A 15,817-nucleotide genomic window follows, 5' to 3' on the forward strand; every position below is an offset into this window, starting at 1 on the left:
CGTCCGGGGTCCGCCCGCTCGGGCGTCCGGTACGCGCGGGCCTCAGCGGGCCGCCCGCACGGACAGGGCGTGGTGGAAGACGTCGCGCGGGTCCCACCTGGCCTTGACCGCCTGCAGCCGGCGGTAGTTGCCGCCGTAGTACAGCTCGTGCCACGGGACCCCGGAGGTGTTCCACCGAGGGTCGGCCATGTCGACGTCGGGGAAGTTGATGAAGCAGCCCTCGCTGCGCTCACCCGGCGCCGGCACCCCGCCCGTGTCCCGGTAGACGCCCGCGTACAGCCGGCGCAGCCAGTCCACGTTCGCCGCGTCGTGCTCCGGGTCCTGCCAGGTGTTCATGAAGAGCGCCTTCAGGACCGAACCGCGCTGCGCCGACGCCGTCGCCGCCGGAGCGACGGTGTTGACCCGCCCGCCGTACGACTGGAGGGACACCGAGCTGGAGTCGTTGGTGTGCTCCGTGCTGCCCAGGAAGTCGTAGAGGACGTCGGCCTGCTCGTCCGTGAACGCCCGCCGCAGATGCGCCGACTTGATCTTCTGGCGGCCTGTCTCCGTGTCCTGCGCGCCGGCCAGCGCCTCCACCGACGCCAGCCACGGCAGCGTCTCCGGCGGCGGGGCGTACGCCTCGACACCCACCCCGGCGCCGACGGCGTCGATGTGGTCCTGCAGCAGACGCGGGGCGTCGGGCAGGGTCGCGTCCAGGTGGGTGAAGGCGATGGCGGCGAGCCCCTGGTCGTTCTGCCCCTGGTGGCCCAGCAGCACCAGACCGCTGAACAGCCCGGTGTACGGCGAGTCGGGCCCGCTGTTGCGCTCGTGCCAGCGCCCGTGGTTGCCCACCAGCGTACGGAACGCGCTCCTGGTCATGCCCTCACGCGGGTACATGACACTGGCGGCGAGCACGCCGGCGTGCGGACGCGGCAGCGCCCGGGTGGGGTCGGTGCCCCGGGCGGACGGCGAACGGAACCAGTAACGGGTCACCACACCGAAGTTGCCGCCGCCGCCACCGGTGTGGGCCCACCACAGCTCCCGGTTCGGGTCGCGGGCGTCCCGGGTGGCGACGACCGCGCGGGCGCCGCCCGAGGCGTCGACGACGACCACCTCGACGGCCAGCAGGTGGTCGCTGGAGATGCCGTGGCGCCGGGACAGGGCGCCGTAACCGCCGCCCTGGACATGCCCGCCGGCACCGACGGTCGCACTGGCGCCGCCCGGAACGGTCACACCCCAGCCGTAGTACAGCGTCCGGTACAGGTCCATGAGCCGGACACCGGCCCCGACCTCGAAGGCGCCGCGCGCCGCGTCCCAGCGCACGGTGTCCATGCCGCTCAGGTCGATGACCCGGCGGACGGACGGGTCGCCCACGAAGTTCTCGTAGCAGTGGCCGCCGCTGCGCACCGTGACGCGCTTGCCGTCCCGCACGGCCTCCCGCACGGCCCGCACCACCTGCTCGGTGGTGGTCGCCAGCAGGAAGGACTCGGGACGGGCGGAGAACCTCTTGTTGCTGCCGCGGACGGCGAGATCGGCGTAGCGCGGGTCCGCCGGGCCCACCTCGAGGAGGCCGGGACCCGCCGTGGCGGCGGCGGGTGGCGCGGCCACGGCGGTGCCGGTGGCCGCCGCGGCGGCGAGGGTTCCCGTGACGAAGCGCCTGCGGCTGGGAGCGGTCATCGCGTCCCCGCTCAGACCGCCGTGCGCTCGGAGAGCGCCCGGTTGACCAGCTCGAGGTACTGGCGCGGAGTCTCCGCCTCGTCGATGGCCTCCTCGTCCAGGAGCACATCGAAGTCCCGCTCTATGCGCCCGGTCGTCTGGAGCACCGCCAGCGAGTCGTAACCGAGTTCGGGGAACGGGACGTCCAGGATGTCGCCGTCCAGGTCGACGCCTTCCTCCTCGCCGGCGCACTCGCGCAACAGGGCGGTCAGATCGTTGAGTTCGAGCCGGTTCACGGCATACCTCTTTCTTCGGTGAGGACAGGGGTGGGTGGGTGCCGGGTACGCGCGCCGCCGCAGCGGTGAGGGGTCAGGCGCGCACCACGACGGCGGAGTTGAAGCCGCCGCGCCCGCGCGCCAGCACCAGCGCGGTCCGCAGCCCGACGCCGCGGCGCGGCGTACCGGTCACGAGATCCAGGGGGCAGTCCCGCGCCGGGCCGCGGGTGCCGGTCGTGGGCGGGATCACCTGGTCCCGGAGCGCCAGCAGGGCGGCGGCCAGGTCCAGCGAGCCGCCGCCGGCGGCGAGCCGGCCGGTCATGCTCTTCGGCGCGGTCACCGCGACGCCGCGCTCCCCGAACACCTCGCTGATCGCCCGCGCCTCGGCACGGTCGGCCGCCCGCTCACCGGCGCCGTCCGCGAAGACCACGTCGACCTGGTCGGGCCGCACCCCGGCGTCCGCCAGGGCCAGCTCGGCGGCCGCGCCCAGCCGCGACCCCCCGCCCGCGTGCGGGGCCGGATCGAAGGTGGACGCGTACCCGGCGACCGTCCCGTACTCCCGGGCCCCGCGGGCACGGGCCGCGTCGGCGTCCTCCAGGATCAGCAGGGCGCCACCCTCGCCGGGGACGTAGCCGTCCGCGTCCGCGTCGAACGGCAGGAAGGCGCGCCGGGGGTCGTCGCTGACGCTGATGCGGCCCTCGGCCAGGTGCGCCGCCCACGCCCACGGGCACAGCGCGGAGTCGACCGCGCCCGCGACGACGAGCGAGGTGCCCCTGCGCAGCTGGCGACGCGCCTGCCCGACGGCGTCCAGTCCGCCCGCCTGGTCGGACACCAGCACTCCGCTGGCGCCGCGCAGGCCGTGCCGGATGGAGATCTGGCCGGTGTTCACCGCGTAGAACCAGGCGAAGGACTGGTAGGCGCTGACGTGCTGGCCGCCCTTGCTCCACAGCGCCTGCAACTCGCGCTGCCCGAACTCGAAGCCGCCCGCCGAACTCGCGGTGACCACGCCCGCCGCGTACTCGGTCAGCGCGGCCGGGTCGACGCCGGAGTCGTCCAGGGCCTCCTTGGCGGCCGCCAGCGACAGCCGGGTCACCCGGTCGGTCTGCGCCAGCAGCCGGCTCGGAACGTGGTCCTCGGCGACGAAGCCGGGCACCTCGCCCGCGAGCCGGGCCGGGTATCGGGAGGCGTCGAAGCGGGTCAGCCGTCGGATGCCGCTCTCGCCGCGCAGCACCGCGGCCCACCAGGCCTCGGTGCCGAGTCCGTTGGGGGCGGCGGCACCGATGCCGGTGACCACGGCACGGGTCCGGACCGGTGCGGCCGGCCGCCGGCCGGCGGTGCGGTCGAGCAGGGACGTGCCGGTCATGCGCTCACTCCCGGGTGCGGGCGGGTCAGGACCATGGCGCTCTGGAAGCCGCCGAAGCCGCTGCCCACGGTGAGGACCGTGTCGGTCCGCTGCTCGCGTGCCACGAGCGGTGTGTAGTCCAGGTCGCAGGCGGGGTCGGGTTCGTGCAGGTTCGCCGTCGGCGGTACGACGCCGTGCTCGATGGCCAGGGCGCTGGCGGCCACCTCGAGGGAGCCGATCGCACCGAGCGAGTGCCCGATCATCGACTTGATGGAGCTGACGGGTATCTCGCGGGCACGGGCGCCGAGGCCGCGTTTGAAGGCGGTCGTCTCGTGCCGGTCGTTCTGCTTGGTCCCCGAGCCGTGGGCGTTGACGTAGTCGACGGCTCCGGGGTCGAGCCGGGCCTCGTCCAGAGCGGCGGTGATGGCCTCGGCCATCTCCGTCCCGTCCGTCCGCAGACCGGTCATGTGGTAGGCGTTGCTGCGGCTGGCGAAGCCCGCGATCTCGGCGTACACGTGCGCGCCGCGGCGGCGGGCGTGCCCGAGCTCCTCCAGGACCAGGACGGCCGAACCCTCACCGAGCACGAACCCGTTGCGGGTGCGGTCGAAGGGCCGCGAGGCCGTCTCCGGCTCGTCGTTGCGGGGGCTGGTGGCCTTGATCGCGTCGAAGCAGGCCAGGGTGATGGGGGAGATCGGTGCCTCGGTGGCCCCGGTGACCATGACCTCCGCGCTGCCCTCGCGGATCAGCTCGACCGCGTGGCCGACGGAGTCCAGGCCCGAGGTGCAGCCCGTGGACACCAGCGAGACCGGTCCCTGGGCGCCGACCGTGTGGGCCACCTCGACGGCCAGCGAGCTGGGCACGAAGTAGTCGAAGAGATGGGCCACGGCCCGCGTGTGGTCGACGAGCCAGTGGGCGCCGTTCTCGCTGACCGCCGCGTACTCGACGTCCAGACCTGTCGTGCACCCGACGGCGCTGCCGAGGGTGACCCCCGTCCGCAGCGGGTCGAGCCGCCCGTCCAGTCCGCTGTCGGCCAGCGCCTCGCGGGCACTGACCACCGCGAACTGCGCGGCGCGGTCCAGCCGTTCGGCCTCGGCCGCGCTGAATCCGTGCGCTTCCGGCTCGAAGTCCACCTCGGCGGCGATCCGCGAACGGAACCCGGCCGGGTCGAACAGGGTGATGCCACGGGTGGCCGTCCGGCCCGCGGTGAGCCCCGACCAGAACTCCTTGGTACCCACACCGCCCGGAGCGACCACTCCGATACCGGTGATCACAACCCGTCTCATCGGCTGTCCCTCACAGTCGTCCTCCAGGTGTCACGGCCACCTCGGTTACCGTCGAAGCGTCGCCGACGGCCCTGGAGAACGGCTTGAACCGTGCCCCGCCGCCGGGCCCGCGGGCGACCGCTGCCTGTCACCGGCCGGTCCGCCCGAGGCGCGCGGAAACGGCTTGAGCGGGGCTCCGGTCCGGTACCAGCGAAGCTTCCGTGTCCCGGTGCAGACTTCCCCGCAGAGGACGGCTGCCGTCCGGGTGGCCTGACGAGATGGGGGGTTCCGGTGGAGCTCGCGTGGCGGGGCGCGGAACTCGGCCTGCTGGAGGAGCTCCTGGCGGCTGTCCGGAGCGGCGGGGGCCGCGCGGCACTGGTCACGGGCAGCCCCGGCACCGGCAAGAGCGCCCTGCTGGGCGGTTTCGCCGAGCGGGCCGGGCGCTCGGGCGCGCTGGTGCTGAGCGCGTCCGCCTCCCCGGCCGAGACCGACCTGCCGCTCGGCGTGGTCGGACAGCTGCTCAGCGGCGCGACCGGCGCGCCGGCCCGCACCGCCGACGGCCCGGCCGCACTCCACGACGTCCTGCGCCACCGCGGCGCGAGCGCGCCGGCCGTGGTCCTCGTCGACGACGCCCACCACATGGACGAGGCGTCCGCGCGCTGCCTGCTGTACTTGTGCGGGCGGCTGGCCGGCACCGGGACCGTGCTGGTGCTGAGCGCCCGGCCGGCGTCCCCTTCCCCGGCCGGCCCGCTCCCGCTGCCGCTGGCCGAGTTGCTGAGGCACCCCCGCTGTACGCCCGTGCCGCTCACCGTCCTGGACGAGGAGAAGGTCGCCGGTTTCCTGGCCGCGCCCGCCGGCGGGGCGATGGACACGGCGACGGCTCGCCGGGTCGCGCCCCACTGGCACCGGTTCACCGGCGGGAACCCGCGGCTGCTGCACGGGCTGCTCGACGACCACCGGGCCTGCCGACCGGTGCGGCCCTCCCGGCCGGTGGCGGGCACGGCGTTCCGGCGCGCCGTCACGCACTGCCTGCGCGGTGCGGGGGCGCCGGTGGCGTCGGTCGCGCGCGCCCTGGCCGTACTCGCCGGCACCGCCACGCTCACCCTCCTCGCCCGGCTGCTGGAGCTTCCCGAACGGACCGTCGCGGCCTGCCTGGAGGAGCTGGACGCGGCCGGTCTGCTCGACGGCGGGCGGCTGCGCCACGCGGGGATACGGGCCGCGGTGCTGGAGGAACTGTCGGCCGGGGAGTCCGCCGCGCTGCACACCACGGCGGCCCGGCTGCTGTACGACAACGGCGCCGGACTGGCCTCCGTCGCCTGCCACCTGGTCGCGGCGGACACCACCACCGGCGGCCGGCCGGCCGCACCGCAGTGGGCCGTGACGCTGCTGGCCGAGGCGGCCCGGCAGGCGCTGGCCGGCGGCGGGGCGCGCCAGGCCGCCGACTTCCTGCGCACCGCCCACCGGTCGGGCGGCGGTGAGGGCGGCGAGCTGCTCACGATGCTGGCCCGCGCCGAGTGGGAGGCCGACCCCGCGGCCGTCGTCCGTCACCTGCCCGCCCTCGAACGGGACCTGGCCGCCCGGCGGCCGGACGCCGACGACGCGGCGGGTGCGGTGGGGCTGCTGCTGTGGCACGGGCACCCCGCCGGGGCGGCGCGGGCCGTGTCCCGCCTCGGCGACGTCGACCGGGCGGGCGAGACGGCGTCGGCGCTGGCGCGCATCCACCGCTACGTCTACCCGTCCGCGGACGACGACGACGGCGGCGGAGGCCGGGCCGTCACCGGGCCCGGGCACCCGGCCGCGGGCCCGCCCGGGGACACGGGCGAGGACATGGGCGAGGACATGGGCGAGGACGCCGAGCGGGTGCTGGCGTCGATCGTCTACGACCACGCGCCGCCCGTACCCGTCGCCGCCGTCCTGGCCGCCCTGCTGTACGCGGGGGAGACCGGGCGGGCCGCCCGCTGGTGTGCGCTGACGGCCGGCGCCGACCGGTCGCGGGCGACCCCGGCCCGCCGGGCGGCCGCCGCCGCGGCGGCGGCCGTCGTGCACGCCCGCACCGGCGCCTACGACCACGCGGCCGGGTACGCGGGGCGGGCGTTGTCCCTGCTGTCGCCGGGCGCCTGGGGCGTGGCCATCGGGATGCCGCTGTCCGCGGCCGTGCTGTCCGCGACCCGCACCGGCGCCCACCCGGAGGCGGCGGCCCGGCTGCGCGTCCCGGTGCCGGACGCGATGTTCCGTACCCGGGCGGGGCTGCACTACCTGCTGGCCAGGGGCCACTACCACCTGGCCGTCGACCGGCCCCGGGCCGCCCTGGGCGACTTCCACGCCTGCCGGGACCTGCTGGCCGGATGGCGGCTGGAGCCACGCGGCGCCCTGGACTGGCGCGCCGCCGCCGCCGGCGCGCAGCGGGCCCTGAACGGTGAGACCGGCGCGGACGGCACTCCGGTCGCCGGGCTGACCCTGGCCGAGCGGCGGGTCGCGGTGCTGGCCGCCGACGGGTGCACCAACCGGGCCATCGCCGCCCGCCTGTACGTCACGACCAGCACGGTCGAGCAGCACCTGACCCGGATCTACCGCAAGCTGCGCGTGAAGTCCCGCACGGACCTGACGGCCCTGCTGGCGGCGCGCGCACGCTGACGACCGGTCAGCGGCGGGCGTCCCCCGTGCGCAGCCCGCGCCCGTTCTTGCGGCCCAGCAGCCCGGCGGCCACCAGCTCCTCGAGGACCGGCGCCGGTACGTACTCGGGCGTGCGGAAGCGTTCGTGCAGCCGGTGCTGGATGGCGAGCGAGACGTCCAGGCCGATCGTGTCCAGGAGCGCGAACGGGCCCATGGGGAAGCCGAACCCCTGCCGGACCGCCTCGTCCGTCTCCGCCGGGTCCACGTCCTGCCGCTCCAGCAGCGCGAGGGCCGCGCCCAGGTACGGGAACAGCAGGCTGTTGACGACGAAGCCGCTGCGGTCCGGGCACCGCACCGTCGTCCTGCCCAGGGTGGCGCAGAAGGCGCGCGCCGTGGCGAGCACGCCCCGGTCCACCGTGTCGGTGTGCGCCAGCTCGATCAGCTTCATCACCGGCGCCGGGTTGAAGAAGTGCAGGCCGACGACGTCGCCCGGGCGGCCGGACGCCTCGGCGCACGCGGCGACGGAGAGGCTGGAGGTGGTGGTCGCCAGGACGGTGCCGGGGGCGCACACCTCACCGAGTCTCGCGAACTGCGCGCGCTTGACGCCGAGGTCCTCGGCGACCGCCTCGATCACCAGGTCGCAGTCGGCCAGTGCCGCCATGTCGTCGGCGCCGGCGAGCAGTCCGAGAGCCGTCGCCTTGGCCCGGGGTGTGATCCTGCCCCGGCGCACCCCGCGGGTGAGGGAGTCCCCGACGGACTCCAGCGCCTGCCCGGCCCGGTCGGCGTCGCGGGCGACGAGGACCGTGGGGTACCCGGCCGTGGCGGTGACCTCGGCGATGCCGCGCGCCATGGCGCCGGAGCCGAGCACGCCCACCCGGCGCACGGTGGCGGCCGGCGTGTCCTGCGGGCCGTCCGCGGGGGCGGCGAGGGCGCTTCCCGTCTCGTCGTACGCGTGGAAGCCCCCACCGGTCTTGCGGCCGAAACGTCCGGTGGCGACCATCCGGCTCAGCAGCGGTGCGGGCTCGAAGGCCGTGTCACCGGTGCGCCGCCACAGCCCGGTCAGCCGGGCGTGGACCGTGTCCAGACCCATGCGGTCGAGCATCTCCAGCGGTCCGGCCGGCAGACCGCAGCCCAGCCGCATCGCGGTGTCGATGTCGTGCCGGGTGGCGTACCCCTCGTCCAGGAGGATCACGGCACGGTTGAGGAAGGCGAGGACCAGGGCGGTCGCGTCGGCCGCCGGGCGGGCGCCGACCGCGACCGGGGTGAGCCCGGCCGACGCCACCAGTTCGTCCACCGCGGCGGCCGCCTCCGCCGAGGTCAGCGCCGTGCGCACCGGCTCGGCGGGGCCGCCGGGGCCGGGCGGGGTGAACAGGCGCAGCCCCGCGACGTCCGCCGGGCGGCCGGTGGCGATGGCCAGACGGGTGACGGACAGCGTGGACGTGGTGGTCACGATCGGTGTACCGGGCGGGCAGACGGAGGTGATCGTGCGCAGGACCCCCGTCTTGGCGGCCGGGTCGTCGGGGACGGCCTCGACGACCCGGCCGGCCGCGCGCAGCGCCGTGGGGTCGGCGGTGAGGACGACCTCGGGACCACCGGGCCGGGAGCCGGTGCCGTGCCGGTCCGGAGCCTCGGCCGTGGCGGCCTTGAGCCGGCCGGCCACGCGGGTCAGGGCGTCGAGGTCGGTGTCGACGGCCACCACGGCGTGGCCCGCGTCGCGCAGCAGGCGCACGAGGGCTTCACCGATGGAGCCGAGGCCGACGACGGCCGTCGCCGTTCCCGGCGGGGGCGCCGTGATCTGTGGCTCTGTCATGAGGTCTGCGCCGCCCTTTCCCGGAAGCGGTTGATGGCGTGGACGTGCCGGTCGCGCATCTCCTCGTCCCGCACGCCCAGCCCCTCGCGGGGGGCGAGGGCGAGGACGCCGACCTTGCCCTGGTGGAGGTTGCGGTGCACGTCGTACGTGGCCTGGCCGGTGTCCTCCAGGGAGTACACCTTCGACAGGGTCGGGTGGATCTTGCCCTTGGCGATGAGCCGGTTGGCCTCCCAGGCCTCGCGGTAGTTGGCGAAGTGCGAGCCGATGATCCGCTTCAGGGACATCCACAGGTAGCGGTTGTCGTACTCGTGCAGGTAGCCCGAGGTGGAGGCGCAGGTGGTGATGGTGCCGCCCTTGCGGGTGACGAAGACGCTCGCGCCGAAGGTCTCGCGTCCGGGGTGCTCGAGGACGATGTCGACGTCCTCGCCGCCGGTGAGCTCGCGGATGCGCTTGCCGAAGCGCTTCCACTCCCTGGGGTCCTGGGTGTTCTCGTCCTTCCAGAACATGTAGCCCTCGGCGTTGCGGTCGATGATCGCCTCGGCGCCCATCGCCCGGCAGATCTCCGCCTTCTGCGGCGAGGACACCACGCAGATGGGGGTGGCGCCGCCGGCCAGCGCCAGCTGGGTGGCGTAGCTGCCCAGTCCGCCGCTCGCGCCCCAGATCAGGACGTTGTCGCCCTGCTTCATCCCGGCGCCGTTGCGGGAGACCAGCTGCCGGTAGGCGGTGGAGTTCACCAGACCGGGCGCCGCGGCCTCCTCCCAGCTCAGGTGGTCCGGCTTGGGCATCAGCTGGTTGGACTTCACCAGCGCCAACTGGGCCAGCCCGCCGAAGTTGGTCTCGAAGCCCCAGATGCGCTGCTCCGGGTCGAGCATCGTGTCGTCGTGGCCGTCCGCCGACTCCAGCTCCACCGACAGGCAGTGGGCGACCACCCTGTCGCCGGGCTTCCAGCGGTTGACCCCGGGGCCGGTGCGCAGCACCACACCCGCGAGGTCGGAGCCGAGGACGTGGTACGGCTGGTCGTGGCGGGCCGTGGCCGGGGAGAGCCGCGCGTACCGCTCCAGGAACCCGAAGGTCGGCAGCGGCTCGAAGATCGAGCTCCACACGGTGTTGTAGTTGACCGAACTGGCCATCACCGCGACCAGGGCCTCGCCGGCCGACGGCAGCGGGACCGGAATGTCCTGGATCCGCAGCGACGTGCGGGGATCCTTGTCCACGGAGGCCATGCCCTCGAACATGCCGGTGTCCTCCTTGCGGACGACGGAGCCGCGGTAGCTCTCCGGGAGGCGCAGCCCCGCGAAGTCCCGCGGCGTCGCGTCCTCGCAGAGAAGCGCACTGATGATCTCGTCCACGTGAGTTCCCTGATTCCCTTGAGAGCCGAGGCGAGCGAAGCGGGCCACTGCCTACCAGCGTCGGGCGGCGCGGGGCGGCGGGGCACCCCTGATCGCCCCCTCAACACGCGCCCCCCGTGCAGGGGTGGGCCAGGGGTCGGTTAGGGGAGGGCCGGGGGTGCCGCTCGCGCTCATCCTGGGCCAAGGCACCACTCGCATCGGCTAGGAGAACTCATGACGGGAATCCCCGGCGACAGCCCCTGGTTCAGGAACTACCGCCCCGCTCCCGACGCGCCCGTACGCCTGGTGTGCCTGCCGCATGCCGGTGGCTCGGCCAGCTTCTACTTCCCCGTGGCACGCGAACTCTCGCCCCGCGCCGAGGTGCTGGCCGTCCAGTACCCGGGGCGCCAGGACCGGCGCACGGAGCCGGCCGTCGCGGACCTCCACACCCTGGCCGACCGGATCGCCGGGGCGCTCGGGCCGTGCACCGACCGGCCGTACGCCCTGTTCGGGCACAGCATGGGCGCCCTGCTCGGGTTCGAGGTGGCCCGCCGGATGCAGGCCGCGGGCAGCGGCCCCGCCGAGCTGTTCGTCTCGGGCCGCCGCGCCCCCGGCGTGGACCGCGCGGACGAATGGCACCCGGAGACCGACGAGGAGGTCGTCGCCGAGATCCGCAAGCTGAACGGGACCGGCGACGCGCTGCTCGACAACGAGGAGGCGCTGCGCATGATCCTGCCGGCGCTCCGCTCCGACTACCGGGCGGTGCGCGGCTACCGCTACCGGCCGGGACCCGCCCTGGACTGCCCCGTCACCGCCTTCACCGGCGACCGCGACCCGCGTGCCCGCGTCGACGAGGTGGCGGCCTGGGCGAACCACACCCGGTCCGCCTTCGGTCTGCGGGTCCTGCCTGGCGGCCACTTCTTCCTCGTGGACCAGCAGGCCGAGGTGCTGAGCACGGTCGAGGACCGCCTGCTGAGGAGCGCGGCGGTGGCGCCGCGGTGACCGTCTACTCGTGGGCCGCCGGCCCAACCGGCATCCTCGGCACCGGTTCCTACCTGCCCGAGCAGGTCGTCCCCAACGAGACGGTGGCGGCCCGGGCCGGGGTGACCGCCGAGTGGATCGAGCGCAAGACCGGCGTCCGCGAGCGGCGTTACGCCGCCGGCCACGAGGCCGCTTCGGACCTCGCGGCCGCGGCCGCCGTGCGGGCCCTGGCCGACGCCGGGGCCGAGCCGGACGACCTCGCCTGGATCGTCGTGGCGACCTCCACCCCGGACCATCCGCAGCCCGCCACGGCCGCGCTCGTGCAGCACCGGATCGGCGCGCACCGTGCCGCGGCCTTCGACGTGAACGCCGTCTGCGCGGGTTTCGTCGCCGCGCTGCACACCGGCGCCCAGTTGCTGGCCGCGCCGGGGCCGGACGGAGAACGGCGCCTGGCGCTCGTCATCGGCACCGAGGTGTACTCGCGCATCATCGACCGGTCGGACCGCAGGACCGCCCCGCTGTTCGGCGACGGGGCGGGAGCCGTGGTGCTCGGACCGGTGGGCGAGGGCCGCGGTCTCGTGGGCACCGGCATGAGGACCGACGGTCACCTGCACGGGCTGATCGGGGTCACGGCCGGAGGCAGCAGGGCGCCCGCCTCGGAGAAGTCGGTCGCGCGCGGCGACCACTTCTTCCGGATGCAGGGCCGCGCCGTACGCGATTTCGTGGAGCGGGAGCTGCCCCCCGCGGTCGCGGGCACCCTCACCGCGTTCGGCCTGACGGCCGGTCAGGTCGATCACTTCGTGCCGCACCAGGCCAACGGGGACATGCTGCGCTCGGTCGCCGGGCTGCTCGGCCTGGCCTCGGCACGGGTGCATCTGCCGGTGGACCGGCACGGCAACACCGGTGCGGCCTCCATCCCGCTCGCCCTGGACCACGCCCGCCGGGGGGCCGGGCCGGAGGGCGGCCGGTTGCGGGACGGGGAGCTGGTGCTGCTCGCCGGGTTCGGCGGGGGGATGACGCTGGGGACGACGCTGCTGCGGTGGGGGCGCTGAAGGCGCGCCGGTTCGGCTACGTCGTCGCCGGCAGGTGGGCGACCAGGGCGTCGAAGCGGCGTACCAGGGCTTCCTGGCAGCGGTTGAGTTCGTCGATGCGCTGTTGGAGGCGTGCGATCTCGCCGCCCAGTGCGAGGGCGTCGGTGAGGGTCGCGGCGGGATGGCCGCCGGGGGCCGGGGCGACAGGGGCGGACAGGCCGGGGGCGTGGTTGAGGATCGCCTCCATACGGGCGCGCAGGGCGGGGCCCGGTTCGATGCCGAGGGCATCCACCAGGCGGCGGCGGGCGCGTTCGTAGACGCCGAGGGCCTCCGCCTGGCGCCCGCTGCGGTAGAGGGCGACCATCAGCAGGTCGTAGAAGCGTTCGCGCAGCGGGTGGTCGGCGGTGAGTTTCTCCAGCTCGCCGGTGATCTCGCCGTGGCGGGCGCAGCGCAGGCTCGCCTCGTACAGCGCCTCCAGGGCGGCGAGCCGGTTCTCCTCCAGCCGGTCCGCCTCGCCGGTGCAGATCGGGCCGTAGCGGCTGTCGGCGAGGGCGGGGCCGCGCCACAGGGACAGGGCGCGGCGCAGCAGCCGGGCGGCGTGCGAGGGGTCGGCGGTGACGGCGGCGCGGCCCTGCGAGGACAGGTGGTTGAAGCGCTGGACGTCGGTGCTGGCGCCGCCCAGGCTCAACAGGTAGCCGGTGGGCAGGGTGCTGATCCACGCGTGGCCGGGCTCGGGCAGCAGGCGGCGCAGCCGGGCGACGTGGGCCTGCAGGGCGTTGGCGGCGTTGGCGGGCGGCCGGTCGCCCCACAGTTCCTCGGTGAGCTGGTCGACGGAGAGCAGCCGGTCGGCGTGCAGGACGAGCGCGGACAGCAGGGCGCGCTGTTTGGAGCCCGGCGGGACGATGGCGGTGCCCGTGGCGCCGTCGCGCAGCTCCACGGGGCCCAGCAGCCGGAACTCGGTATCGCCGGACGTCCCTTCGAGGACGGCGGGGGCGAGAGCCGATGCGCTGCCCGGGACCGTCATCGGGGCATCGCGGGAGCGGGCGGGGCGAGCGCGGCACGGACGGCGGCCGCGATGCGCGCGGTCGGCGGGATCTCGACCGGGGTGCCGCCCGCGGGGGCGGGCTCGGGGCGCGGTCCGGCGCCGGAGAGCGGGTGGCGGCGGGTGCCGCCGTCGCCGGAGCGGGGGACGCCGCGGGCCGACGGGCCGAGCCACACCGGCGGGCGGCCCCCGGCGAGCAGGGCGCGGGCCGGCCCGCAGGCGATCAGGCCGCCCCCGCCGTGTCCGAACAGGGCCGAGGGACCGCTGAGTTCGGCCTCCGGACCGGTGCGGGACCAGGAGACCCGGGGCCGTGCGCCACCGAGGGCGGGACGGCCGGACCGCAGGCCACGGCCGGGGGCGCCGGGCGGACGCACGTCCCGGGCGGCGGGGAAGCGGCACGGCCGCTCGGGGCGGGCCGGGTGGGACCCACCGGTGTGGTGGAACACGAACAGGCGCAGTTCCATTGGGGGCTCCCTGGTGGCGGCGGTGGCCGGCGTCGGCGGCGGTCCGGTCGGTGGTGGGGCGGGCCGTCCGGCGCGGGTTCGCGGAAGATCGAGAACCGGTCACCGGGCGGGGGTGAGGGGACTCGGTCCTGGGACGATAACCGGCGCCGCGGGGTGGCGACAGGGTGTGCGAGCACCGTTCCAGTGGACGTACAAGCGTTCTTGAGCAGAGCGCGCACCGCGGGCAAGGCCGGTGTGTGGAGAGTCGCTTGAACGCGACTGGAGATCCCGGGGGACAGGGCGGGAACGGGGCTAGCGTGCTCGACGGCCGACGGCTTCTAGCCGACGAGGGGTCTCTCGACCACTCGACCGGTACGGGGAGGAAACCAGTGGAGATACAGGTTCTGGGTCCGTTGAGCGCCGACGTCAACGGGATCTCGATCGTTCCGACCGCGGGCAAGCCGAGGCAGATCCTCGCTCTGCTCGCGTTCTATCCCGGCCGGGTGATGCCCGTGCCCACGCTCATGGAGGAGATCTGGGGCACCGAGATGCCGCAGAGCGCCATGACGACCATGCAGACGTACATCCTCCAGCTGCGCCGCCGGCTCGGCACCGCGATGGGGCCCGACGCCCCCGGCACCGCCAAGGAGGTGCTGGCCACCCGGCACGGCGGCTATCTGCTGCAGGTTCCGCAGGACAGCGTCGACGTGCACCGCTACGAGCAGTTGGTGACGGCCGGTCAGGCCGCCCTGGAGGGCGGCGACGACGAGCGGGCCGCGGACCTGTTCCGCGACGCGCTCGCCATGTGGCAGGGGCCCGCACTGGTGGACGTACGGGTCGGGCCCATCCTGGAGATCGAGGTGCTGCGGCTCGAGGAGAGCCGCCTGGTCACCGTCGAGCGCCGGATCGACGCCGACCTGCGGCTCGGCCGGCACGCCGAGCTCCTCGCCGAGCTGACCGACCTGGTCGCCCGTCACCCCCAGCACGAAGGGCTGCACGCCCAGGCGATGGTGGCGCTCTACCGCTCCGGCCGCCAGGCCACCGCGCTGGACGTCTACCGCCGGCTGCGCGGCCGGCTGATCGAGGAGCTGGGTGTCGAACCGTCCCCGCAGCTGCAGCGGCTGCACCAGGCGATGCTCACCGTGGACCCGGCCCTCGACCAGGTCTGCGGACCGCGACGCACCTCCACCTTCAACCTCTACGCCGTCTGAGCCCGAGCGCCGCTCGAGCCGGACGCCCGAGGCTGAGGCGGACGCGCACGGCCACAGGAGCGGCGGGGCCGCAGGGGCCGCCGGAGAAGGGACCAGCCCATGCCCGACGCACAGCCGGTGTCGCTGCACTGCTTCGCGCACGCCGGGGCCGGAGTCTCGGCGTTCCACGGCTGGCCGGCCCGGCTGGGCCCCGGCACGGCGCCGTGGCCGCACCTGCTGCCCGGACGCGACCGCCGGCGCCGCGAACCCCGCGTGACCACGCGGGAGGCGCTGCTGGCCGACCTGTTCGACGGCTTCCGGGCGCCGAGCGGACCGTATGTGCTCTACGGGCACAGCCTCGGCGCGCTGGTCGCCTACACCCTCGCCCGTGCCCTGCACGAGGCCGGGCTGCCGGCGCCCGCGCTGCTCGCGGTGGGCGCGTGTCCGCCGCCGGACGCCGCCTCCGCACTCGCCGACGCCTGCCGGGAGTCCCCGGACCGGCTGCTGGACCTGCTCGACTCCCTGGGCGTGGTGCCCGAGGGCGCCCACCCCGGCGGTCTGTGGCATCGCGCGGTGCTGCCGGTGCTGCGCGACGACCTGACGCTCGCCGACAGTCTGCGGCGCGCCGCCCGCGCGCCCGTGGCGGGTGGCCCGTTCGCCGTGCCGCTGCTGGCCGTCGCGGGCGACGGCGACCCGCTGGCGCCGCCCGCCGCGATGGCGGGCTGGGCCCGCTGGACCGCGGGGCCGGTGGTGCGGCGCACGGTCGCCGGTGACCACTTCTTCGTACGGGGACACGCGCTGCCCCGGCTGCTCGGCCGGGCCTGCCGGGTCGTCGGCCGGTCGGCCGGCGCGGCCGGCGCCGGAC

13 protein-coding genes are annotated in these 15,817 nt (G+C 75.4%); 5 read left to right on the forward strand and 8 right to left on the reverse strand.

What is annotated here, in order from left to right; translation table 11 throughout:
- Positions 1-42: 42 nt before the first annotated feature.
- The 4 genes from ACFW6P_RS31360 to ACFW6P_RS31375 form a co-directional block, all read right to left on the reverse strand.
- Complete coding sequence (locus ACFW6P_RS31360; protein ID WP_386425657.1) at positions 43-1,656, reverse strand: FAD-binding oxidoreductase; 1,614 nt, start codon at positions 1,654-1,656, stop codon at positions 43-45.
- 11 nt (positions 1,657-1,667) lie between these two features.
- Entirely contained in the window at positions 1,668-1,931 is a 264-nt protein-coding gene (locus ACFW6P_RS31365) for an acyl carrier protein (RefSeq protein WP_386359685.1), read from the reverse strand.
- A gap of 73 nt (positions 1,932-2,004) precedes the next feature.
- Positions 2,005-3,273 (reverse strand): ketosynthase chain-length factor, encoded by a 1,269-nt coding sequence (locus ACFW6P_RS31370; protein WP_386359687.1) that lies wholly within the window; start codon positions 3,271-3,273, stop codon positions 2,005-2,007.
- Positions 3,270-4,535, reverse strand: a complete 1,266-nt coding sequence (locus ACFW6P_RS31375; RefSeq protein WP_386359689.1) for a beta-ketoacyl-[acyl-carrier-protein] synthase family protein — start codon at positions 4,533-4,535, stop codon at positions 3,270-3,272. Before ACFW6P_RS31375 ends, ACFW6P_RS31370 begins: the two co-directional genes overlap by 4 nt.
- A 270-nt stretch (positions 4,536-4,805) precedes the next feature.
- Here ACFW6P_RS31375 and ACFW6P_RS31380 point away from each other — a divergent pair, with 270 nt between their 5' ends.
- Complete coding sequence (locus tag ACFW6P_RS31380) at positions 4,806-7,148, forward strand: AAA family ATPase (RefSeq protein ID WP_386425659.1); 2,343 nt, start codon at positions 4,806-4,808, stop codon at positions 7,146-7,148.
- A gap of 7 nt (positions 7,149-7,155) precedes the next feature.
- Here the strand turns inward: ACFW6P_RS31380 and ACFW6P_RS31385 are convergent, their stop codons facing one another.
- A complete protein-coding gene (locus tag ACFW6P_RS31385; protein ID WP_386425662.1) occupies positions 7,156-8,937 on the reverse strand; it encodes a 3-hydroxyacyl-CoA dehydrogenase family protein in 1,782 nt (593 codons plus the stop codon).
- Positions 8,934-10,286, reverse strand: coding sequence for a crotonyl-CoA carboxylase/reductase (gene ccrA, locus ACFW6P_RS31390; protein ID WP_386425664.1), 1,353 nt, complete (start codon positions 10,284-10,286; stop codon positions 8,934-8,936). Before ccrA ends, ACFW6P_RS31385 begins: the two co-directional genes overlap by 4 nt.
- A gap of 213 nt (positions 10,287-10,499) precedes the next feature.
- Here ccrA and ACFW6P_RS31395 point away from each other — a divergent pair, with 213 nt between their 5' ends.
- Together ACFW6P_RS31395 and ACFW6P_RS31400 are read left to right on the forward strand one after the other, a co-directional pair.
- Positions 10,500-11,267, forward strand: coding sequence for a thioesterase II family protein (locus tag ACFW6P_RS31395; RefSeq protein WP_386425667.1), 768 nt, complete (start codon positions 10,500-10,502; stop codon positions 11,265-11,267).
- Positions 11,264-12,298: a 3-oxoacyl-ACP synthase III family protein gene (locus ACFW6P_RS31400; RefSeq protein ID WP_386425670.1), complete on the forward strand. Its 1,035-nt coding sequence runs from the start codon at positions 11,264-11,266 to the stop codon at positions 12,296-12,298. Before ACFW6P_RS31395 ends, ACFW6P_RS31400 begins: the two co-directional genes overlap by 4 nt.
- Positions 12,299-12,314: 16 nt before the next feature.
- On the opposite strand, the gene ACFW6P_RS31405 is transcribed toward ACFW6P_RS31400, so the two are convergent.
- Positions 12,315-13,301: a BTAD domain-containing putative transcriptional regulator gene (locus tag ACFW6P_RS31405; protein ID WP_386359700.1), complete on the reverse strand. Its 987-nt coding sequence runs from the start codon at positions 13,299-13,301 to the stop codon at positions 12,315-12,317.
- The gene (locus tag ACFW6P_RS31410; protein WP_386359701.1) at positions 13,298-13,783 is read right to left on the reverse strand and encodes a hypothetical protein; all 486 of its coding nucleotides are present in this window, start codon (positions 13,781-13,783) and stop codon (positions 13,298-13,300) included. The genes ACFW6P_RS31405 and ACFW6P_RS31410 overlap by 4 nt, the downstream gene beginning before the upstream one ends.
- Positions 13,784-14,151: 368 nt before the next feature.
- Between ACFW6P_RS31410 and ACFW6P_RS31415 the strand changes: the two genes are divergently transcribed.
- Positions 14,152-14,973: a BTAD domain-containing putative transcriptional regulator gene (locus tag ACFW6P_RS31415; protein WP_386359703.1), complete on the forward strand. Its 822-nt coding sequence runs from the start codon at positions 14,152-14,154 to the stop codon at positions 14,971-14,973.
- 99 nt (positions 14,974-15,072) lie between these two features.
- The coding region (locus ACFW6P_RS31420) for a thioesterase II family protein (protein ID WP_386425672.1) at positions 15,073-15,817 on the forward strand (745 nt) is incomplete at its 3' end.

This window comes from Streptomyces sp. NPDC058741 (genome assembly GCF_042746715.1).
Taxonomy (GTDB): Bacteria; Actinomycetota; Actinomycetes; order Streptomycetales; family Streptomycetaceae; genus Streptomyces.

Bases quoted from the DNA above. Each gene is read 5' to 3' on its own strand.
- ACFW6P_RS31405 (WP_386359700.1), bottom strand. From the start codon at position 13,301: ATGACGGTCCCGGGCAGCGCATCGGCTCTCGCCCCCGCCGTCCTCGAA.
- ACFW6P_RS31360 (WP_386425657.1), bottom strand. From the start codon at position 1,656: ATGACCGCTCCCAGCCGCAGGCGCTTCGTCACGGGAACCCTCGCCGCC.
- ACFW6P_RS31375 (WP_386359689.1), bottom strand. From the start codon at position 4,535: ATGAGACGGGTTGTGATCACCGGTATCGGAGTGGTCGCTCCGGGCGGT.
- ACFW6P_RS31370 (WP_386359687.1), bottom strand. From the start codon at position 3,273: ATGACCGGCACGTCCCTGCTCGACCGCACCGCCGGCCGGCGGCCGGCC.
- ACFW6P_RS31395 (WP_386425667.1), top strand. From the start codon at position 10,500: ATGACGGGAATCCCCGGCGACAGCCCCTGGTTCAGGAACTACCGCCCC.
- ACFW6P_RS31385 (WP_386425662.1), bottom strand. From the start codon at position 8,937: ATGACAGAGCCACAGATCACGGCGCCCCCGCCGGGAACGGCGACGGCC.
- ACFW6P_RS31410 (WP_386359701.1), bottom strand. From the start codon at position 13,783: ATGGAACTGCGCCTGTTCGTGTTCCACCACACCGGTGGGTCCCACCCG.